The organism is Vibrio sp. D54 (genome assembly GCF_021728075.1).
Classification (GTDB): Bacteria; Pseudomonadota; Gammaproteobacteria; order Enterobacterales; family Vibrionaceae; genus Vibrio; species Vibrio alginolyticus.
Map to the genome: position 1 here is coordinate 65,105 of NZ_JAKKCS010000017.1, position 19,626 is coordinate 84,730.

Sequence of the window (19,626 nt, forward strand, 5' to 3'; positions counted from 1 at the left end):
TTACTCGTGCCGCAGAACAAAAAACGCTCAGTTAAAATCCTATTATCCATGCGGTTAATGTCACGCAACACAGGTTTAACATCCCTAATGTTAATGCTTGAGGGCCAAAACCTCGATGCCGTGATAGCAGTCACATAACCTGTAAATTCTATGCCCTTAAGTGCATTACCGAAGCAAAAACCCAATTACATCAATTTTTCTGCCATGTGGCTCATCTACACTAACCCTACTACTTTTGGGGAGTTCTTTTTAAAGAGCGCCTCGTAATGACAATAACAAGCGGATTTCCGCAATCACACACTGGAGGATAACTGTGCAAATTATCACCACAGATATCGCAGTCATCGGCGCAGGCGGCGCTGGTCTTCGTACTGCTATTGCAGCGGCTGAAGCAAACCCAGACTTAGAAGTCGCTCTGATTTCTAAAGTTTATCCAATGCGCTCCCACACGGTCGCTGCAGAGGGTGGCTCAGCAGCAGTTATCAAGGATGAAGATAGCTTAGACAACCACTTCAACGACACTGTTGGCGGTGGTGACTGGCTATGTGAACAGGATGTTGTTGAATACTTTGTAGAGAACGCGACTCGCGAAATGATCCAAATGGAGCAATGGGGTTGCCCATGGAGTCGTAAAGAGAACGGTGAAGTCAACGTACGCCGCTTTGGTGGTATGAAGGTTGAACGTACTTGGTTCGCTGCAGACAAAACTGGCTTCCACATGCTTCATACGCTATTCCAGACATCAATGAAGTACAGCAACATCAAACGTTTTGATGAGTACTTTGTGGTGGATCTGCTTGTTGATGAAGGCGAAGTTCAAGGTCTGATTGCTATTCACATGTCTGAAGGCGAGCTTGTTACTATCAAAGCAAAATCTGTTGTTCTAGCAACAGGTGGCGCGGGCCGTGTTTACCACTGTAACACCAACGGCGGTATCGTAACGGGCGATGGTATGGCAATGGCTTACCGTCACGGCGTTCCTCTACGTGATATGGAATTCGTTCAATACCACCCAACCGGTCTTCCAGGCACAGGTATCCTGATGACGGAAGGTTGTCGTGGTGAAGGCGGTATCATCGTTAACAAGAATGGCTACCGTTACCTACAAGATTACGGCATGGGCCCTGAAACTCCAGTTGGCCAACCGAAGAACAAATACATGGAACTGGGTCCTCGTGACAAAGTTTCTCAAGCTTTCTGGCACGAACAACAGAAAGGCAACACCATCAAACACCCACTGGGTGACGTGGTGCACCTAGACCTTCGCCACCTTGGTGAAGAGTACCTACAAGAACGTCTACCGTTCATCTGTGAGCTAGCAAAAGCTTATGTAAACGTGGACCCTGCAAAAGAGCCAATTCCAATTCGTCCAACCGTTCACTACACCATGGGTGGTATTGAAACGGACGGCGGTTGTGAAACTCGCATTAAAGGCCTATTCGCGGTGGGTGAATGTGCGTCTGTTGGTCTTCACGGTGCAAACCGTCTAGGGTCTAACTCACTGGCTGAGTTCGTGGTATTTGGCCGCGTAGCGGGTGAAAATGCAGTGAAACGCGCAGCAGAATTCAAAGGTTGGAACGACGCGGCAATTGACGCGCAAGTCAAAGCCGTTGAAGAGCGCATCGCGAAACTGATGAACCAAGAAGGCGACGAAAACTGGGCAGAAATACGCACAGAAATGGGCCACACCATGGAAGCGGGCTGTGGTATATACCGCCAAGAAGATTTGATGCAAGCGACTATCGACAAAATCACTGAGTTGAAAGAACGCTACAAACGCATCAGCATCAAAGACAAAGGTAAAGTGTTCAACACAGACCTTCTATACGCAATCGAAGTGGGTTACGGCCTAGAAGTCGCAGAAGCGATGGTTCACTCTGCGATTCTACGTAAAGAGTCGCGCGGCGCGCACCAACGTCTAGACGACGGTTGTACAGAACGTGATGACGTGAATTTCCTAAAACACTCACTTGCTTTCTACAAGCCAGAGTCAGCACCAAGTATCGATTACAGCAATGTGACCATCACTAAGTCACAGCCAAAAGCTCGTCTATACGGTGAAGCAGCAGAAAAAGCAGCGGCTGAAGAGAAGAACGCAGAGGAGCAAGCATAATGTCAGCAAATCGCATTCAAAAAGTAGACATCCTGCGTTACGACCCAGAAAAAGATGCAGAACCATACAAGCAAACATTCGAAGTCCCATTCGATGAAACCATGTCTGTACTTGACGCACTTGGTTACATCAAAGACCACCTAGACAAAGATCTGTCTTACCGTTGGTCTTGCCGTATGGCGATCTGTGGTTCTTGCGGCATCATGGTGAACAACGTACCGAAACTTGCTTGTAAGAGCTTCCTACGTGACTACCCAGACGGCGTGACTATCGAGCCTCTAGCGAACTTCCCAATCGAGAAAGACTTGATTGTTGATATGACGCCATTCATCGAGCGCCTAGAAGCAATCAAACCATACATCATTGGTAACGATCGTAAACCAGAAGACGGTACGAACTTGCAAACGCCAGAACAGATGGCGAAATACAAGCAGTTCGCTGGCTGTATCAACTGTGGTCTGTGCTATGCAGCATGTCCTCAGTTTGGTCTTAACCCAGAGTTCATCGGTCCTGCTGCACTAACGCTAGCCCACCGCTACAACCTAGACAGCCGTGACAACGGTAAAGATGAGCGCATGAAGCTTATCAACGGTGAAAACGGTGCTTGGGGTTGTACGTTTGTTGGTTACTGTTCTGAAGTTTGTCCGAAAAACGTTGACCCAGCAGCGGCAGTAAACCAAGGCAAAGTGGAGTCTTCTATGGACTTCGTGATTGCTATGTTGAAACCTGATGGTTCACCAAAGAAAGTGGAGGCATAAGGATGAGCAATCGTAAACCTTACGTTCGTGAAGTAAAACGCACTTGGTGGAAGAACCATCCTTTCTACCGCTTCTACATGCTACGTGAAGCAACGGTGCTTCCGTTAATCCTATTCACTCTGTTCCTAACTTTCGGTTTAGGTTGCTTGGTGAAAGGTCCTGAAGCATGGCAAGGTTGGTTAGCGTTCATGGCGAACCCAATCGTAGTCGCAATCAACATCGTTGCACTACTCGGTAGCCTATTCCACGCTCAAACTTTCTTCAGCATGATGCCACAAGTAATGCCAATTCGTTTGAAGGGCAAACCAGTGGACAAGAAGATCATCGTATTGACTCAGTGGGCCGCGGTTGCGTTCATCTCACTGATCGTTCTCATCGTGGTGTAAGGAGCTGAGCAATGAAACCGAATTATAGTGTAAACACATCACCAAAACGTTCTGATGAGCCAATCTGGTGGGGTCTGTTTGGTGCGGGCGGTACTTGGTTCGCGATGATCACGCCAATCACGGTATTGGTGCTAGGTATCTTGGTACCACTAGGCGTGATTGACGCAGAAGCGATGAGCTACGAGCGTGTCTCTGCATTCGCAACCAGCATCATCGGTGCGCTATTCATCATTGGCACGCTAGCATTGCCAATGTGGCATGCAATGCACCGTGTACACCACGGTATGCACGACCTTAAATTCCACACTGGTGTGATTGGTAAAATCGCATGTTACGCATTTGCAGGCTTAATCACTGCACTAGCAGTTATCTTTATCTTCATGATTTAAGAGACTGACCAAAAAAAGAAAAAGCTGGCTAAATGCCAGCTTTTTTATTGCTTTGGGTTACCTATGATCTTTTTGCTTTTTAAGCTTTTGACCACCCATGATCTTATTGCTGTGCGACCTTCTTTGTCTGGTCCATAAGACCCAGAGCACCAAAGCCAGTAATCACATCTAGGTTTGTTTTCAAGCCCGTTTCGTCACTTCCACCAATGTAATTTTGTGGCATCTGAACTTGGAAGTTTTGCAAATTGTTGTACAGAGAGTTCGCTACGTCTCGATTCAATTCTGCCAAGTAAACTTCACGATTTGCTCCTAACGCCGCATACTTACCTTTTAGGACTTCAGATTCTGCGCGACCTTTCGCTAATATCGCTTTCGCTTCAAACTCAGCAGAAAGTGCGTTCGCTTTTTGAATCGCTAAGTTAGCCTCTGCGATAGCTAACTCTTTCTCCTTCTCGACTTCAGCAAGTCGTTTGGTTTTTTCCACTTCAACGATTTCACGCTCTGCAATCTGACGTGCAACTTCCACTTCTTTTTGTTGAGCAATAATTGCGAGTTCTTTACCACGCTGAGCGTCTTGCACCTCACGTGTTCGTTGAATCTCTTTGCGTAACTGCTCGGTCTCTGCCTGTGCTTTCGACGTTTCTTGTTCCTGAATCGCGCGAATACGATCCGCCACTAAACGCTTTTTATCTGCCAATAGCTGATCTAATTGCTTTTCTGGCTGCGGGTCACCAATGGTCACCTGCGTCACTTGAATACCGTATTGTTGTAACGGATTGTCTTGACGAATTGGTTGCCCGGTTTTGTCTACGACTGGCACAGTTTTCCATACCAGTTGATTGGTGCGCTGTAATTGGTTCGCGTTAGCTTGATTCGCCCCAACAGGCGCAAGATCCAACTCTTCCACTTCAACCTGACGTCGCTCTGTTAGATAAATCCCCTCTCGTAACTGATCGCCAAGTTTCGATTTGAATTGGTTCAAACCACCTTGGAAAAACTCTTCACCCGTGTATTGGGTTGCGGTAATCACCGTTACGTTACGTGCGTTCTTTACAAGCAGCGCATCGATCAAGTTACTGTTGTTGCGGAACTCTTTATGCATCTTCTTCACCGCTTCAGGGTCATTACTGAGCTTAAAGCGGAATGTTACGGGGATCTGACCAATATAGGTGTCGGCAAATCGAACCTGAATCGCATCAAGGCGTTGATAAAAATCTTCGCCCTTGCTGTTACCGAATGACACGGTGATCACTTGGTCATACTTGGTAATTTTGGACAGAAATGGCATGCGAAAATGAATGCCAGGTTCAGTAAACACATCCAACTCACCAGTAATATTATTCTGATGCACGTAGCTGTAACCCGCATCGGTCATCAGCACCGAGCTATTAATCGTTAAGCCTATAGCCAACAGCGGTACGCCAAATACGGCTGCTTTTAATCCTTTATGTAGTAACTGACGTCTTTCTTCCACCTTTAAACCCCTTCCTAAACCTCTGCTTTCCATTTTGTTCTCCTTTTTTGGATTGTTACTGAGTTAAATCGATAAAAATCAGATTGCTATGCAACTCAGCAACAAGTACTAATGTATCAAAATGTTACATTAAGGAATAATCGACAGATTCATGGAATAAATAAGATTTTTACGAACAATACAAAATCATCAAAAATTTGCGGAGGATATCGATGTTTTACGCAGAGGGATTAAAAGAGAAGAATCACAGGCAATAAAAAAGGCCGCCGAAGCGACCTTTCTAACAATCATATAAAGTGCTTACTTCACACGACCTACGTATTCAGCAGTACGAGTATCTACGCGAATCACTTCACCAATTGAGATGAACAGAGGAACACGAACAACAGCGCCGGTTGATAGCGTCGCTGGTTTACCGCCAGTACCTTGAGTATCACCTTTCAGGCCTGGGTCTGTGTCTACAACTTCTAGCTCAACGAAGTTTGGTGGAGTAACAGTAATTGGGTTACCGTTCCAAAGTGTGATCATACAAGTGTTGTTTTCTACCAACCACTTAGCGTTTTCACCTACCGCTTTTGCATCCGCTGCGATCTGTTCAAACGTTTCACTGTTCATAAAGTGGTAGAATTCGCCGTCTGAATATAGATAATCTAGGTCGATATCCATTACGTCTGCCACTTCACAAGTGTCACCAGACTTGAATGTTTTCTCTAGCACTTTACCAGAAAGAAGTTTACGAATTTTAACACGGTTGAACGCTTGGCCTTTACCTGGTTTAACGTATTCGTTTTCCAGAATTACACAAGGCTCGTTATCAAGCATTAACTTAAGACCGCCTTTAAATTCATTGGTGCTAACTGTAGCCATTTTTTCCTCTTACATTCTTAGAGCTAAATTCAATGCCGCACATAATAACCCGAAAAGTCGAATCTGTTGAGCAAAACTGGCTCAAACAGTTGGCGAATGGGATCTCTGATCCTGCAAAATTGCTCGAAATACTGGAAATTGATCCTTCACCGTGGCAAGACGGGTTTGCCGCGCGCAAGCTGTTTGCACAGCGTGTACCGCAAAGTTTTGTCGATAGGATGGAGAAAGGCAACCCTAAAGACCCTCTTTTACGTCAGGTTTTACCACTGAGCGACGAATTTGAGGTGCATCCGGGTTACTCCAATGATCCATTGGAAGAGCAGGACAATGAAGTCCCTGGCCTGCTACACAAGTATCGCAACCGCGCCCTGATGATTGTCAAAGGTGGCTGCGCGGTAAATTGCCGTTACTGTTTTCGTCGTCACTTCCCTTATCAAGAGAACAAAAGCGGGAAACAAGCCTGGACCAAGTGCTTAGAGTACATGGCACAACAACCAGAGTTGAACGAAGTCATCTTCTCAGGTGGTGATCCATTAATGGCAAAAGACGATGAGATTCATTGGCTTTTAGAGCACATTGCTCATATTCCTCACATCAAACGTCTGCGTATTCATAGCCGTTTACCTGTGGTGATTCCTGCTCGAGTCACTGATGAACTATGCCAACTGCTGCAAGCATCAAGGTTACAAATCATCCTCGTCACTCACATCAACCATGCCAACGAAATCAATGACGAATTTGCTGAACAGATGTTCAAGCTCAAAAGAGCGGGCGTTACGCTTCTAAACCAAGGCGTTCTACTGAAAGGCGTGAATGATTCGGTAGAAGCTCAAGTGGCGTTAAGTGAGGCCTTATTTGACGCGGGTATCTTGCCTTATTACCTCCACGTTCTTGATAAGGTGCAAGGAGCAGCGCACTACTTTATTTCGGACGCAGAAGCGAAAGCTATTATGCGCGGACTCATCACGCGTGTATCGGGTTATCTGGTACCAAAACTCACACGAGAAATTGGTGGCAGGCCAAGTAAAACGCCGTTGGATTTGCATTTAGAATAAGCTCTGACACTCAATTAAATTTGTCGTCTAGATTGATTATTTTTGTTCGCTTTGCACGGTAAGTCTATGCATACTCCGCACTTTTGGAGGTCAAGATGCATACAGCATTCGAACAAATTTTCGATCTTGGCCCATTCAGTTGGCCTGCCCTACTATGCTGCGCCATTAATGGGCTCATGATCGGTATAGAGCGCCAAACTCGTGGTAAACCGGTTGGCATTCGCACAGCAATATTAATTATTTCAGGCACCTACCTGTTTATGTCGATGGCAGTGTCGTTATCGCCAAATACACTTGATCAAGCACGAGTGCTTGGTCAGATCATTACTGGCGTCGGCTTCTTGGGTGCAGGGGTGATGATGACACTCGATGGAAAAATCCATGGCGTAACATCCGCGGCTGTAATATGGGTACTAGCAGGTTTAGGTTTGATGATAGGTTTGGGTTATTTAACGCAGTCGGTGGTTATTACTCTCCTGACATTAACCGTGTTGTTAGGTGTGGATAAAGCAGAAAACCACATCAAAGCATTACGCCGCGGTGTTCATCAAAGAATTCAACAACGCAAAACTTCATCACGATTAATTAAATAGTTAACGCTCCGAGAAACTCACTTCATCTCATCAGTAATTAAAGAGCCCTCGACGAATATCGAGGGCTTTCTGTATCTAAAGATTCTGACTTGCTCAGGGATTACTTAGCAAAGTTGATGAGTGGGAAACACTTGAAGAAACCGTTATCCGCACAGTTCAAAAGACCAATTTGTACGCCATCAATTTGATCGGTCATGTTGAAGAAACCAAACTGGAAGTTAGACTTTTTAGAGATACTCGCTAAGCCCACATCCGCCATGGTGTAGCCTTCAGAATAGTTCACCGCGCTCCAGTTCAAGCCTTTTACATTGTTCGTAATGTTGACAGCACCCAAGTTAACACCCGTCGTCTGACCTTGGTTCCAGTTAACTAAGCCTAAAGACGCACCTTTCATTTCTTGGTTTACCTTTGCTGCACCAAAAAACAGACCGAAGTTCACACCTGTCGTACGATCCGTTTCTGACATACCAAGCAGTGAAAAGTCGACACCTTTAACCTCATTCACCTGTCCATGCAACACAGCTAAACGAACACCACCAACTGACGAGTTAGAAGGTGCGTTTGTGTTGTCGATAGTAGAGAACATCACAGGTGTACTGTCAGCAAGAGCAACTGGTGATGCGATAGCGGCTGCAACCGCCAATGACGTCATAAGCTTTTTCATTTTCATCTCCATGATGGGAAGCAACAATTTACAACATAGTGTAATGTTCAGATTTTGCGCTATCCACGTTCAAAAAGTGTTAGCGGTAGGTCAGATTTAACCATCTGACTCAAAAGAAAAAATATTTCTCTTCGATTTTTTTGCTTCTGAAATGGCGCTTTTTACGCTCAAAAATCTCATGATAAGCCACTCCAGAACGTCATGTTTCTCAGGTGGCACGCATAAAAAAGTCGAGGCATCTGCCTCGACTTTTAAAGGTTTGGTCGGTTATCTTTCCGCTATAAGGGCTTCCTTAGAGCGATGAGATAAGCTGGCTTACATCATGCCGCCCATACCGCCCATGCCACCCATGCCGCCCATGTCAGGCATCGCTGGCGCGTCTTTTTGCGGTAGGTCAGTAACCATCGCTTCAGTTGTGATCATCAGACCTGCAACCGATGCTGCGAATTGTAGTGCAGAACGAGTAACTTTAGTTGGATCTAGGATACCCATTTCTAGCATGTCGCCGTATTCGCCTGTTGCCGCGTTGTAGCCGTAGCTACCTTCACCCGCTTTCACGTTGTTCGCAACCACTGAGTCTTCCTCACCTGCGTTCTTCGTGATTTGACGGATTGGCGCTTCCATTGCACGTAGTGCAACGCGGATACCAACGTTTTGTTCTTCGTTGTCACCCGTTAGGTGAGCAATCTTAGATGCCGCGCGGATAAGTGCAACACCACCACCAGCAACAACACCTTCTTCAACCGCTGCGCGAGTTGCGGCTAGCGCATCTTCTACACGGTCTTTCTTCTCTTTCATTTCAACTTCAGTCGCTGCACCGACTTTGATTACTGCAACACCGCCAGCCAGTTTCGCTACGCGCTCTTGTAGTTTCTCTTTGTCGTAGTCTGAAGTTGCGTCTTCGATTTGTTGACGAATTTGAGCTACTCGACCAGAGATCATCTCTTCTTCACCGATACCATCGATGATAGTCGTGTTTTCTTTCGTGATAGAAACACGCTTCGCTTGACCTAGATCTTCTAGTGCAACTTTTTCTAGCTCTAGACCGATCTCTTCAGAAATCACAGTACCGCCAGTTAGGATAGCGATGTCTTGTAGCATTGCTTTACGACGGTCACCGAAGCCAGGTGCTTTCACAGCTGCAACTTTTACGATGCCACGCATGTTGTTCACAACCAATGTTGCTAGCGCTTCGCCTTCTACATCTTCTGCAATGATAAGCAGTGGACGAGATGCTTTCGCGACAGCTTCTAGCGTTGGAAGAAGCTCACGAATGTTTGAGATCTTCTTATCAACAAGAAGAATGAATGGGTTTTCTAGATCAACACTGCCTGATTCTTGGTTGTTGATGAAGTAAGGAGACAGGTAACCGCGGTCGAACTGCATACCTTCTACTACGTCTAACTCGTCTTGTAGCGCCTGACCTTCTTCAACCGTGATAACGCCATCACGACCCACACGCTCCATTGCTTCTGCAATGATATTACCTACGCTTGCGTCTGAGTTTGCAGAGATAGTACCAACCTGCGCGATCGCTTTTGTGTCGTTACATTCAACAGAAAGCTCTTTTAGTTGCTCAACTGCCGCGGCAACAGCTTTGTCGATACCACGCTTAAGATCCATTGGGTTCATGCCCGCTGCGACTGCTTTTAGACCTTCGTTAACGATAGATTGTGCTAGTACCGTTGCTGTTGTTGTACCGTCACCCGCTGCGTCGTTTGCTTTAGACGCAACTTCTTTAACCATTTGTGCGCCCATGTTCTGGAATTTATCTTCCAGCTCGATTTCACGCGCTACTGATACACCATCTTTAGTGATAGTCGGTGCACCAAAAGATTTGTCTAGAACGACATTACGTCCTTTAGGACCCAATGTTACTTTTACTGCGTCAGCCAGAACGTTTACACCTTCCAGCATTTTAACTCGTGCGTCATTACCAAATTTAACGTCTTTAGCAGCCATCTTTGATTTCCTTTCTAAAATTCTTTGTGTGTAATTTCGTAATTGAATCTGAGCAAAAAATTACTCAATGATTGCTATTATTCAACGATCGCCATGATGTCGTTTTCAGACATGACAAGCACTTCTTTACCGTCGATTTTTTCAGTTTTTGTACCGTAACCTTCAGCGAAGATAACGGTATCACCGACTTTAACGTCTAGTGGCAGTACGGTGCCGTTTTCTAGGATGCGGCCTTTACCCACAGCTAGAACAACACCGCGAGTCGATTTTTCTGCAGCAGAACCAGTCAGAACGATGCCACCAGCAGACTTAGATTCAACTTCTTTACGTTCAACGATAACTCGGTCATGTAATGGACGAATGTTCATCGGTCGTCTCTCCTGAAAATTTCCATGTTTATTTGATAATTGTCCTTAGGGACTGTAGCCCCAGACACGTGATCCCTATATAAGGGGTCGAAGCAGCGATCCCAAGGGGGTGGCACAAAATTTTTGTGACTTAGTTAAAATAACGAACAACTAGGCAACGGTTTGCGTTAGAAATGCTCACTCGCTCGGCATCTCGCTTTCTTGTATCCTTGCAGTTTGCTCACCAGATAGTTGTCACACATGCAGGAAAATAACAAGCTGGAACCCCAAGCGACCGATAAGCATGGTTTGTTGACCGCACCCATTCCTGAAACGCTGCGGAAAATGACCGTACCCATGACCATGGGCATGATCGCAATTTTGATGTTTAACTTGGTGGACACGTTTTTTATCTCGTTGCTTGGCACTCAAGCGCTAGCGGCTATCAGCTATACCTTTCCTGTCACCTTTGCGGTTAATTGCATTACGATGGGGATTGGGATGGGACTATCGACCAATATTGGTCGCTTGCTTGGGCAAGGTCATGCACCACAAGCTGCTCGGTTCACCACCCACGGTTTGTTGTTAGCCGTGTTACTTGTGGCTATCGCGTCTTCTATTGGCTTTACCACCATTGCGCCATTGTTTCGTTTTCTTGGTGCGTCTGATGATCTCATCCCTCTTATTGAGCAATATATGCAGGTCTGGTATCTCACCATTCCTCTGCTAGTGATCCCAATGGCGGGCAACAGTGCTATCCGAGCTACTGGCGACACAAAAACACCAGCAAAAGTCATGATGTTGGCTGGTTTGATTAATGGCATGCTCGATCCATTGTTGATTTTCGGTTATGGCCCTTTTCCGGAACTTGGCATTCAAGGCGCAGCCATAGCAAGTGCCTTTAGCTGGTTAGGTGCTTTGTGTGGCTCATTCTATGTGCTAATTAAACGGGAAAAATTGCTTGCTCAACCCCAATGGGCTTTGCTGAAACAAGACTGGCAACAGACACTAAAAATTGGTACCCCTGCAGCGCTATCAAACGCGATGAATCCGTTGTCCGGTGCCATTCTGATGATGCTGTTATCCAACCACGGTACAGCGGCGGTTGCTGCTTACGGCGCAGCGCAGCGTATTGAGTCCATATTGATTTTAGTATTGATGTCGCTGACCTCTGCCCTCACACCGTTTATGGCACAAAATTTAGGAGCCAAACAACCGCAACGAGCCTTTTCCGGTTTATTTATTAGCATGCGTTTTGCAGTGGTATTCCAAGGGTTTATCTTCTTGATGATGGTGCCACTGAGCATTCCTCTGGCTGCGCTGTTTTCTCAGGAAGATGCGGTGAAAAACCTGCTTTGGCATTATTTACTGGTGGTGCCATTTAGTTATGGCTTCCAAGGCATCGTAATGATGTTAGTCAGTGGTTTGAATGCGATGCACAAGCCATTGCGTGCATTCCAGTGGAGCTTTATGCGGCTGTTCATTTTTACCTTGCCATCGGCGTGGATCGGGAGCCAAATCTACAGCATTGAAGGCTTGTTTATCGGTATCGCGGTTGGGAATACGTTGGGTGGGCTACTGGGCTACTTGTTTGCGCTGCGCGAGCGAAAATTAACGCTCATAGAGCAGAGCAGCGTGTCTTAACACTCGTCTATCGCTAGTTTCTTTTTGTTGATTCTCAAATACAAAAAAACCGCGGAAAGCCGCGGTTTTGTTTATCTATTTCAAGCTTGCTTAGAACAACTCTTCAGCAACTTTGTATAGATCGTTGCGTACTGGACGCTTCATGTTTTCGATTGCGTCGATGATATCGTGGTGAACAAGTTGCTCTTTCACGATACCTACACAACGACCACCATGACCTTCGATCAATAGGTGAACAGCGTAGTTACCCATACGAGATGCTAATACGCGGTCAAATGCAGTTGGACGACCACCACGTTGGATGTGACCAAGTACTGTTGCACGAGTTTCACGACCTGTCGCGGCTTCGATGTCACGTGCTAGTTCATTAGCATCCATCATTAGCTCAGTAAGCGCGATGATCGCGTGTTTCTTACCTTTAGCGATACCATCTTGGATGTTGCTGATCAGCTTGTCTTTGTCTAGACCAGTTTCCGGAGTGATGATGTATTCACAACCGCCCGCAATTGCAGACATCAGAGTCAAATCACCACAGTGACGGCCCATGATTTCTACAATTGAAATGCGTTGGTGAGATGAAGAAGTATCACGTAGACGGTCGATTGCATCGATAACGGTGTTTAGTGCACTTAGGTAGCCCACAGTGTAATCCGTACCTGCGATATCGTTGTCGATTGTGCCCGGAAGACCGATACATGGGTAACCCATTTCAGTCAGTTTCTTCGCACCCATGTACGAACCATCACCACCGATTACCACTAGTGCATCGATACCATGTTTTTTCAGGTTCTCAATCGCTTTTTCACGAACTTCCACTTGTTTAAATTCAGGGAAACGTGCAGAACCTAGGAACGTACCACCTTTGTTGATCACATCTGAAACGCTAGAACGATCTAGCTTCTCGATGCGGCCTTCGTATAGGCCTAGGTAGCCGTCGTACACACCGAATACTTCCAATCCTTCGGATAGTGCTGTACGTACTACGCCGCGTATCGCAGCGTTCATACCAGGTGCGTCACCGCCACTTGTTAAAACACCGATCTTCTTAATCATGCTCACCCTCGATCTTTGGCAATCAATTATTTAATTTTCTTTTAGGCCCCTTGTTACCAAGCAACCTGCATAATCCAGAACTGTGCGTTATGTTACATTTCCTCTACAGGATTACCAATGAAAACGCACTTTTTTATGTAACTTTTCTACTTATGTAAGAGTATTACAGTTTCTCTATGAAACTTTGTTGATTCATATCAGGATCACGAATCTTAATAAGTATTGATGGAAAGATAGTCAATAAGTACCTGTTTGTCGTCGGGCACTGATGGATTTTTCAAGCCTACCAATCTTGCGCTTTCTGCTCTTTCTCAGGTCCGAAAACGACAGACAATGGATCTTGATGGATCAATACATCCGCATCAGGAAACAGAGCCAATAAATTATCTTCCACTTTATCAGCAATGTAATGCGCCTCAATTAATCTTAAGTTATCGTCTAGCTCTAAATGCAACTGTATAAAGCGCGTCGGTCCTGACATTCGCGTGCGTAACTGATGCACGCCCAATACCCCTTTTACGCTCAAACAAGCTTGGTTAATTTGCTCAAGCTCTTCATCGGGCAACTTTCTATCAAGTAAGGTTTGAATCGCTTCGCTGACCATTTTGAAAGCGCTATAAAGAATGAAGACACCAATACCAATCGCAAACACAGCATCCGCTTGAGTCACTCCAAAATAACTGAGCCCCAGAGCAACCATGATCGCAGCATTCATATACAAGTCAGTCTGATAATGCAGAGAATCCGCCGCTATTGCTTGGCTCCCCGTCACGCGAACCACATGTTTTTGGAACATCACCAAGCCAAGTGTGACCACAATCGCAAACAGCGATACATACACACCTAACTCCGGTGCGTGTAAAGCATGCGGGCGGAAAAATCGGTCAATCCCGTTAAGAATCAAAAATACTGCCGAGCCCGAAATAAACATTGCTTGGGCTAGGGCCGCTAAGGACTCAGCTTTACCATGTCCAAACGTATGTTCGCGGTCTGCCGGTTGTAAGGCGTAACGAACCACCACAAGATTCACAACCGAAGCCGCGATATCTAACATGGAGTCAATCAATGACGCCAATAAGCTCACTGAGCCGGTTACCCACCACGTGATGACTTTTACTATCAGAAGAAGCGTCGCCACAATGGTTGCAGTCCAAGCGGCGGTCGTAACTAAACGTGCGTATTGCTGTTTCATAATCAAAGAGTTAACTAAAACCATACGTTGAGTATATTGAATGACCATGAAATAACCAGATCAAAAAGAGGCAACCAATGGCTGCCTCTTTATATAACATCAATTCATGACTTAATTATTGCGCGACTTTTCCATGCGCTTGTGCATTCTGTCGCCACACTCTTGCATACGTTCATTTTGTAGCTCAACAAATTTCGCTTTCTGCTCAGGTGTTAATACGCTAAGCATTTGGTGCTTTCTTTCTAGCATTTGCACGCGACGTTCCGTTTGGCGCTCAACCATCTCTTTTGCTAATTCGGTAGCTTGAGCTTCATTAAAATTATCCGCCAGCAAAAGCGATTGCACTTTTGCGTGATGCGCTTGACGCTCAGTCATACGTGCTTCTTTGCCATCAGAGAATTTTGCTTTCATTTCCGCTTTGTTTGCTTCACGCATTTCTTTTAGCTGATCTTTTTGTGCATCAGTCAGGTCTAGTTGACGCATGACACCTCGGTCCATACCCATGCCGCATTCGTCACGAGGACCTTTATGGTGGTTTTTACCACCGTAAGCGAATGCGCTTGCGGCGCCAAGAGTAAGAGGTAGAACAACAGCAGCTAACACAAGTTTTTTTGCAGACTTCATAATACGATTCCTTACACAGGTGAGTGGTTCTTCTGAGCTGTTCTCACAGCGCTTGAGTATAGAATACGACCCGCTAGGTAAAGCGACGTATAGGGAGCGTAAAGAATCGTAAAGAGTGATTTTTCTCCTCTTCGTTGCGCATCATTCCAATGTAATATTAGGCTATCGGTAACTTACTATAGGTGCCCCCATGGCAAACATTCTTTTAATCGATGACGATATCGAGCTAACCAGCTTATTAAAAGAAGTACTCAGTTTCGAAGGGTTTGACGTCAGCGAAGCAAATGACGGTGAAGCCGGCTTAGCCGCGATCAATGATAAGATTGATTTGATTTTGTTGGATGTCATGATGCCAAAACTCAATGGCATGGAAACGCTGAAACGCTTACGTGAAAATTGGGAAACTCCCGTCTTGATGCTGACCGCTAAAGGGGAAGAAATTGATCGCGTGATCGGCTTGGAACTGGGCGCGGATGATTATTTACCAAAACCTTTTAGTGACCGAGAGCTGTTGGCGCGTATCCGTGCGATTTTACGCCGCACTAGCAGCACACAAAAAAATACCAAAAACAGCGATTGCATTGAGTATCAAGAAATCCGCCTCTATCCCGGTAAGCAAGAAGCGTATTGTGAGCAACAGCTACTCGACCTCACGGCAACCGAGTTTGCGCTACTCACCCACTTCGTACAAAACCCAGGACAAGTGCTGACCAAAGAGACACTGAGCTTAGATGTGCTTGGTAAACGACTCGCTGCTTTTGATCGCGCTATCGATATGCATGTCTCGAACTTACGTAAAAAATTACCAGATCAAAGCAATGGCAAGCCGCGAATTAAAACCCTGCGTGGTCGTGGCTACATGCTGCTTGAGGAGGATTAATGCACCTATCACGCATCAAACTGCCAAACATCAATAGCCTGTATGGACGCATCTTTGCCATTTTTTGGTTCACCATGTTATTAGTATTGATAGCCGTGCTATCACTGCCACATTTGGACCCACGCAAAGCTCGCGATATTCCAGAAGAACACTACAAACGTATGGTAGAAACGCGTGACTCAATCCAACAAAAATACAGCCAGCAAACTGATTTAGGCCGCATACTTTTTCGTATCGAGGGCAACCGCCACGGCAAGCACGACCCTCGCCCACGAGTCTTTTTTTCTGACTACAGCGGTAATGTTCTTACGACAGAAAAACGCAGCAATTTTCAATTGCGTGCCATGCAAAACTTTGTCACCAGTATCGAAGATTACAATAATCCAAAGCAGAAGCTGTATGGTCGATACATGATTGCGGGCCCAATTCCTATCACTTTGGCAGGTTCCGATATCTTGATGTACGTGGGCTTCAAGTGGAATGAGCCACCACCTCTACTCCTGCGTCTGTTTGATCACCCATTCCAGCTCTTGCTTGCGGTCATGCTGGTTAGTACACCATTGCTGTTATGGCTTGCTTGGGCTTTGAGTCAGCCTGCACGTCGTCTTGAAGCCGCTGCTCAACGTGTGGCGAAAGGTGAATTTGTCACAGACCCAAATTTAGAAAAAGGTACGGCGGAATTTCGTCAAGCAGGCAGCAGCTTCAACCAGATGGTCGAAGCGGTTAATCAAATGATTTCAGGACAACAACGTTTGCTATCCGATATCTCTCACGAGCTGCGCTCACCTTTAACTCGTCTGCGCATGGCAAGCGCATTAGCGACGCGTAAACAAGGCGAAAGCCCAGAACTGACTCGTATCGATACCGAAGCGCAGCGCTTGGAACAGATGATCAGCGAACTATTAGAGCTTTCTCGCATGCAGGCGAACAGTCATATGACTCGCGAAACACAGCCACTAGAAAGTTTATGGGAAGAAATCATTAAAGATGCGCAGTTTGAAGCAGAGCAAATGGGCAAACAGCTACACTATTCAGAATTACCTAAGCGCAATATTTCCGGTAACCCTAAACTGCTGATGAGTGCGGTGGAAAATATCGTTCGTAACGCCATTTACTACGGAAAAGATGAGGTACAAATCGACATCAAAGCCGATGACGATACGCTTCGTATCACGGTTGACGATAATGGAGAAGGTGTACCAGAAGAGGAACTGGCCGCGATTTTTCGCCCGTTCTATCGCGTTTCCACGGCACGCGATCGCCACTCTGGCGGCACAGGTCTCGGCCTAACCATTACCGAAAGTGCCATTCGCCAGCACAGTGGCACGATCGCAGCCAGCCGAAGTCCTTTAGGCGGATTGCGTATGAGTATCACCTTACCGATCAATTGTTAGTCTCAATTTGATGAACTAACAATAATTCGCACCATATTTCTAGAGTGAGTGATTCACAGCCCCACCCTCACTTTAGAAATTGGTGAGGCTTCTTAGAATACCCTTACAAAGATCAAAGTTGATAATAATTATCGTTAGCATTAAAGTGAGTTTTCCAATTAAGGAGGATTTACTATGTCACATACATTTCCCGCTCTGCCTTACCCGTACGATTCACTAGAGCCGTACATCGACGCGAAAACCATGGAAGTGCATTACAGCAAACACCACAAGACGTACTTTGATAAGTTTGTAAATGCCGTTGAAGGGAGCGAGCTCGAAACTCAGTCATTAGACGAGATCTTTGACAATATCTCTAAGCTCAGCCCTGCGGTACGTAATAATGGTGGCGGCTATTACAACCACATCATTTATTGGAATTGCATGTCACCAAACGGTGGCGGAGAGCCTCAAGGCGCGCTTGCTCAAGCAATTAACGATAAATTTGGTAGCTTTGCGCAATTTAAAGAGGCGTTTGCCCAAGCTGCCATCAATACCTTTGGGTCTGGCTTTGCATGGCTGATCGTAAAAGATGGTGAGATTCACATTACGTCCACCAGTAATCAAGACAACCCTCTGATGGATGTAGTGGATGTGCGCGGTGAACCAATCCTCGCATTAGACGTGTGGGAGCACGCGTATTACATCAGCTACCAAAACCGTCGCCCAGAATATATTGATGCGTGGTGGAACGTCGTCAACTGGCGAGCAGTTGAAGAAAACTATGCTCACGCTCTCTTATAAAGAGCATCGCTACTTACGGTATTAACATCCGCGCTAATGCCTGCTTTCATACCCAGGTCAATCTTGCTGAATCTCGCATATTTCGGTGACTTGGGTATATACTGCCCCTCTCTTTGACCAACTCTATTTCAATACCATGTTTGATATCGCTTTATACGAACCAGAAATCGCGCCGAACACCGGCAACATCATTCGACTATGCGCCAACTGCGGTGCAAACCTTCACTTAATTGAACCTCTGGGTTTCGATCTTGAAGAGAAAAAAGTCCGCCGCGCTGGTTTGGATTACCATGATTTAGCTCGCGTAACGCGTCATAAAAACTATCAAGCGTTCTTAGAATATTTAGAGAAAGAGAAGCAAGGTAACTACCGATTGTTTGCCTGCACCACCAAAACCACAGGTCACCACGTTGATGCACAATACCAAACGGGTGATGTTTTGATGTTTGGTCCAGAAACTCGTGGTTTGCCTGCTGAAATCATCGATAGCTTGCCAATGGAGCAGCGTATTCGCATTCCAATGATGCCAGATGCGCGCAGCCTAAACCTTTCGAATGCCGTTGCGATCATTGCTTTTGAAGCATGGCGTCAAATGGGCTTTGAAGGCGCATTGTAAGCAGCACGAATTCCAAATACAGAAAAGGGCGCTTGGTGCGCCCTTTTGTTTTCTTTACTGTCTAACTCAATCAGTTGAGCTTGTTGCGATCATCATCGTCTTTACGCTCGTATTCCCCTTCGAAGGTATTGCCATTATCTGACTGGGAATCAAATGGGTCACGACGGAACGGGTCTTGCTCAAATGGCCCCTGGTTAGAGAAACCACCTTGGAAGCCACCGCCATGCATGGTTTTCACCACCATTTTGCTCATCAAGTATTTAGCTATCGCGGCGCGTGGCGCAGGAAGCAACACCAACATACCAAGGGCATCGGTCATAAAGCCCGGGGTTAACAGTAGCACGCCAGCCACCGCTAGCATTACGCCTTCAAAAATTTGCTGGGCTGGAATTTCACCTTGTTCAAGACGCCCCTGTACTGACATCAGTGTTTGTATACCTTGGCTACGAACCAACGATGCACCAACAAATGCCGTGATTAAGACTAGTGCAATGGTCGGCCATAAACCTAAAAAGCCGCCCACCTGAATAAATAAGCCGATTTCAATGATCGGAACAAAAATAAACGCTAATAATAAGATAGGAAACACACGCCCTCCTTTGTTTAATTCAGTGTAATGGTAAAAGCAGACTAAGCTCAAACGAATCGTTGTAAAAAAGCGTGTTCATACTGGTCTCCTTCTCTTTTAGACAAAGTAGCGGGAGCGCGTTCATTCAATTGCATACCGATTTTTTCGTGCTTTTAAAGTGCTAATTTCGAACTCTAAAAACTCATGTTTGTCGAGGAAAATCGAGTACCCATAAAGGGTTATTAATAACCCGTTCATACTTTG

Annotated in this window: 20 protein-coding genes; 11 read left to right on the forward strand and 9 right to left on the reverse strand. The window is 45.8% G+C overall.

The features are described from left to right. Positions 1-313: 313 nt before the first annotated feature. From frdA to frdD, 4 genes are read left to right on the forward strand one after another with little or no spacing between them, the layout of a single operon-like run. Positions 314-2,113, forward strand: coding sequence for a fumarate reductase (quinol) flavoprotein subunit (frdA, locus tag L3V37_RS19290; protein WP_005381487.1), 1,800 nt, complete (start codon positions 314-316; stop codon positions 2,111-2,113). After that, positions 2,113-2,871: a succinate dehydrogenase/fumarate reductase iron-sulfur subunit gene (locus L3V37_RS19295; RefSeq protein WP_005381489.1), complete on the forward strand. Its 759-nt coding sequence runs from the start codon at positions 2,113-2,115 to the stop codon at positions 2,869-2,871. Before frdA ends, L3V37_RS19295 begins: the two co-directional genes overlap by 1 nt. A gap of 2 nt (positions 2,872-2,873) precedes the next feature. Then, a complete protein-coding gene (gene frdC, locus L3V37_RS19300; RefSeq protein ID WP_005381491.1) occupies positions 2,874-3,257 on the forward strand; it encodes a fumarate reductase subunit FrdC in 384 nt (127 codons plus the stop codon). An 11-nt stretch (positions 3,258-3,268) separates the two neighbouring features. Next, on the forward strand, positions 3,269-3,646 hold the full coding sequence (gene frdD / locus L3V37_RS19305; protein WP_005381493.1) for a fumarate reductase subunit FrdD: 378 nt from the start codon (positions 3,269-3,271) through the stop codon (positions 3,644-3,646). A gap of 103 nt (positions 3,647-3,749) precedes the next feature. On the opposite strand, the gene L3V37_RS19310 is transcribed toward frdD, so the two are convergent. Together L3V37_RS19310 and efp are read right to left on the reverse strand one after the other, a co-directional pair. Continuing rightward, positions 3,750-5,153, reverse strand: a complete 1,404-nt coding sequence (locus tag L3V37_RS19310) for an SPFH domain-containing protein (protein ID WP_237306800.1) — start codon at positions 5,151-5,153, stop codon at positions 3,750-3,752. A gap of 267 nt (positions 5,154-5,420) precedes the next feature. Beyond that, on the reverse strand, positions 5,421-5,987 hold the full coding sequence (gene efp / locus L3V37_RS19315; RefSeq protein WP_005381500.1) for an elongation factor P: 567 nt from the start codon (positions 5,985-5,987) through the stop codon (positions 5,421-5,423). Positions 5,988-6,019: 32 nt separating this feature from the next. On the opposite strand from efp, the gene epmB reads away from it, so the two are divergent. Both epmB and L3V37_RS19325 read left to right on the forward strand, forming a co-directional pair. Next, positions 6,020-7,042 (forward strand): EF-P beta-lysylation protein EpmB, encoded by a 1,023-nt coding sequence (gene epmB, locus L3V37_RS19320; protein WP_213877749.1) that lies wholly within the window; start codon positions 6,020-6,022, stop codon positions 7,040-7,042. Between the two features lie 95 nt (positions 7,043-7,137). After that, on the forward strand, positions 7,138-7,635 hold the full coding sequence (locus L3V37_RS19325; protein WP_005381504.1) for an MgtC/SapB family protein: 498 nt from the start codon (positions 7,138-7,140) through the stop codon (positions 7,633-7,635). Between the two features lie 100 nt (positions 7,636-7,735). Here the strand turns inward: L3V37_RS19325 and L3V37_RS19330 are convergent, their stop codons facing one another. The 3 genes from L3V37_RS19330 to L3V37_RS19340 form a co-directional block, all read right to left on the reverse strand. After that, positions 7,736-8,299 (reverse strand): hypothetical protein, encoded by a 564-nt coding sequence (locus tag L3V37_RS19330; RefSeq protein ID WP_005395435.1) that lies wholly within the window; start codon positions 8,297-8,299, stop codon positions 7,736-7,738. Positions 8,300-8,614: 315 nt separating this feature from the next. Beyond that, on the reverse strand, positions 8,615-10,261 hold the full coding sequence (gene groL / locus L3V37_RS19335; RefSeq protein ID WP_005381509.1) for a chaperonin GroEL: 1,647 nt from the start codon (positions 10,259-10,261) through the stop codon (positions 8,615-8,617). 77 nt (positions 10,262-10,338) lie between these two features. Beyond that, on the reverse strand, positions 10,339-10,629 hold the full coding sequence (locus L3V37_RS19340; RefSeq protein ID WP_005381516.1) for a co-chaperone GroES: 291 nt from the start codon (positions 10,627-10,629) through the stop codon (positions 10,339-10,341). A gap of 240 nt (positions 10,630-10,869) precedes the next feature. Between L3V37_RS19340 and L3V37_RS19345 the strand changes: the two genes are divergently transcribed. Beyond that, positions 10,870-12,252, forward strand: a complete 1,383-nt coding sequence (locus tag L3V37_RS19345) for an MATE family efflux transporter (RefSeq protein WP_017821828.1) — start codon at positions 10,870-10,872, stop codon at positions 12,250-12,252. Between the two features lie 90 nt (positions 12,253-12,342). Here the strand turns inward: L3V37_RS19345 and pfkA are convergent, their stop codons facing one another. The 3 genes from pfkA to L3V37_RS19360 all read right to left on the reverse strand — a co-directional run bounded on the left by pfkA (position 12,343) and on the right by L3V37_RS19360 (position 15,121). Continuing rightward, complete coding sequence (gene pfkA / locus L3V37_RS19350) at positions 12,343-13,305, reverse strand: 6-phosphofructokinase (RefSeq protein WP_005381521.1); 963 nt, start codon at positions 13,303-13,305, stop codon at positions 12,343-12,345. 283 nt (positions 13,306-13,588) lie between these two features. Beyond that, the gene (fieF, locus tag L3V37_RS19355) at positions 13,589-14,497 is read right to left on the reverse strand and encodes a CDF family cation-efflux transporter FieF (protein ID WP_025768809.1); all 909 of its coding nucleotides are present in this window, start codon (positions 14,495-14,497) and stop codon (positions 13,589-13,591) included. A 111-nt stretch (positions 14,498-14,608) separates the two neighbouring features. Then, positions 14,609-15,121 carry a CpxP family protein gene (locus tag L3V37_RS19360; RefSeq protein ID WP_237306802.1) on the reverse strand — a complete coding sequence of 171 codons (513 nt, stop codon included), beginning with the start codon at positions 15,119-15,121 and terminating at the stop codon, positions 14,609-14,611. A 190-nt stretch (positions 15,122-15,311) separates the two neighbouring features. Between L3V37_RS19360 and L3V37_RS19365 the strand changes: the two genes are divergently transcribed. The 4 genes from L3V37_RS19365 to trmL all read left to right on the forward strand — a co-directional run bounded on the left by L3V37_RS19365 (position 15,312) and on the right by trmL (position 18,794). Continuing rightward, positions 15,312-16,001 (forward strand): response regulator, encoded by a 690-nt coding sequence (locus tag L3V37_RS19365; RefSeq protein ID WP_005382384.1) that lies wholly within the window; start codon positions 15,312-15,314, stop codon positions 15,999-16,001. Continuing rightward, complete coding sequence (cpxA, locus tag L3V37_RS19370; protein ID WP_054579327.1) at positions 16,001-17,395, forward strand: envelope stress sensor histidine kinase CpxA; 1,395 nt, start codon at positions 16,001-16,003, stop codon at positions 17,393-17,395. Before L3V37_RS19365 ends, cpxA begins: the two co-directional genes overlap by 1 nt. A 174-nt stretch (positions 17,396-17,569) precedes the next feature. Beyond that, the gene (locus L3V37_RS19375; protein ID WP_005382382.1) at positions 17,570-18,178 is read left to right on the forward strand and encodes a superoxide dismutase; all 609 of its coding nucleotides are present in this window, start codon (positions 17,570-17,572) and stop codon (positions 18,176-18,178) included. A gap of 136 nt (positions 18,179-18,314) precedes the next feature. Further along, positions 18,315-18,794, forward strand: coding sequence for a tRNA (uridine(34)/cytosine(34)/5-carboxymethylaminomethyluridine(34)-2'-O)-methyltransferase TrmL (trmL, locus tag L3V37_RS19380; protein WP_025768811.1), 480 nt, complete (start codon positions 18,315-18,317; stop codon positions 18,792-18,794). Positions 18,795-18,864: 70 nt separating this feature from the next. Here the strand turns inward: trmL and L3V37_RS19385 are convergent, their stop codons facing one another. Next, entirely contained in the window at positions 18,865-19,383 is a 519-nt protein-coding gene (locus L3V37_RS19385) for an FxsA family protein (protein WP_033907286.1), read from the reverse strand. Positions 19,384-19,626 lie beyond the last annotated feature (243 nt).

What these genes read in the sequence shown, in the direction of transcription:
- L3V37_RS19340 (WP_005381516.1), bottom strand. Translation starts at nt 10,629, where the DNA reads ATGAACATTCGTCCATTACATGACCGAGTTATCGTTGAACGTAAAGAA.
- trmL (WP_025768811.1), top strand. Translation starts at nt 18,315, where the DNA reads ATGTTTGATATCGCTTTATACGAACCAGAAATCGCGCCGAACACCGGC.
- efp (WP_005381500.1), bottom strand. Translation starts at nt 5,987, where the DNA reads ATGGCTACAGTTAGCACCAATGAATTTAAAGGCGGTCTTAAGTTAATG.
- L3V37_RS19360 (WP_237306802.1), bottom strand. Translation starts at nt 15,121, where the DNA reads ATGAAGTCTGCAAAAAAACTTGTGTTAGCTGCTGTTGTTCTACCTCTT.
- groL (WP_005381509.1), bottom strand. Translation starts at nt 10,261, where the DNA reads ATGGCTGCTAAAGACGTTAAATTTGGTAATGACGCACGAGTTAAAATG.
- cpxA (WP_054579327.1), top strand. Translation starts at nt 16,001, where the DNA reads ATGCACCTATCACGCATCAAACTGCCAAACATCAATAGCCTGTATGGA.
- L3V37_RS19365 (WP_005382384.1), top strand. Translation starts at nt 15,312, where the DNA reads ATGGCAAACATTCTTTTAATCGATGACGATATCGAGCTAACCAGCTTA.
- frdD (WP_005381493.1), top strand. Translation starts at nt 3,269, where the DNA reads ATGAAACCGAATTATAGTGTAAACACATCACCAAAACGTTCTGATGAG.
- pfkA (WP_005381521.1), bottom strand. Translation starts at nt 13,305, where the DNA reads ATGATTAAGAAGATCGGTGTTTTAACAAGTGGCGGTGACGCACCTGGT.
- frdC (WP_005381491.1), top strand. Translation starts at nt 2,874, where the DNA reads ATGAGCAATCGTAAACCTTACGTTCGTGAAGTAAAACGCACTTGGTGG.
- fieF (WP_025768809.1), bottom strand. Translation starts at nt 14,497, where the DNA reads ATGAAACAGCAATACGCACGTTTAGTTACGACCGCCGCTTGGACTGCA.
- L3V37_RS19310 (WP_237306800.1), bottom strand. Translation starts at nt 5,153, where the DNA reads ATGGAAAGCAGAGGTTTAGGAAGGGGTTTAAAGGTGGAAGAAAGACGT.
- L3V37_RS19330 (WP_005395435.1), bottom strand. Translation starts at nt 8,299, where the DNA reads ATGAAAAAGCTTATGACGTCATTGGCGGTTGCAGCCGCTATCGCATCA.
- L3V37_RS19375 (WP_005382382.1), top strand. Translation starts at nt 17,570, where the DNA reads ATGTCACATACATTTCCCGCTCTGCCTTACCCGTACGATTCACTAGAG.
- epmB (WP_213877749.1), top strand. Translation starts at nt 6,020, where the DNA reads ATGCCGCACATAATAACCCGAAAAGTCGAATCTGTTGAGCAAAACTGG.
- L3V37_RS19345 (WP_017821828.1), top strand. Translation starts at nt 10,870, where the DNA reads ATGCAGGAAAATAACAAGCTGGAACCCCAAGCGACCGATAAGCATGGT.
- L3V37_RS19295 (WP_005381489.1), top strand. Translation starts at nt 2,113, where the DNA reads ATGTCAGCAAATCGCATTCAAAAAGTAGACATCCTGCGTTACGACCCA.
- L3V37_RS19325 (WP_005381504.1), top strand. Translation starts at nt 7,138, where the DNA reads ATGCATACAGCATTCGAACAAATTTTCGATCTTGGCCCATTCAGTTGG.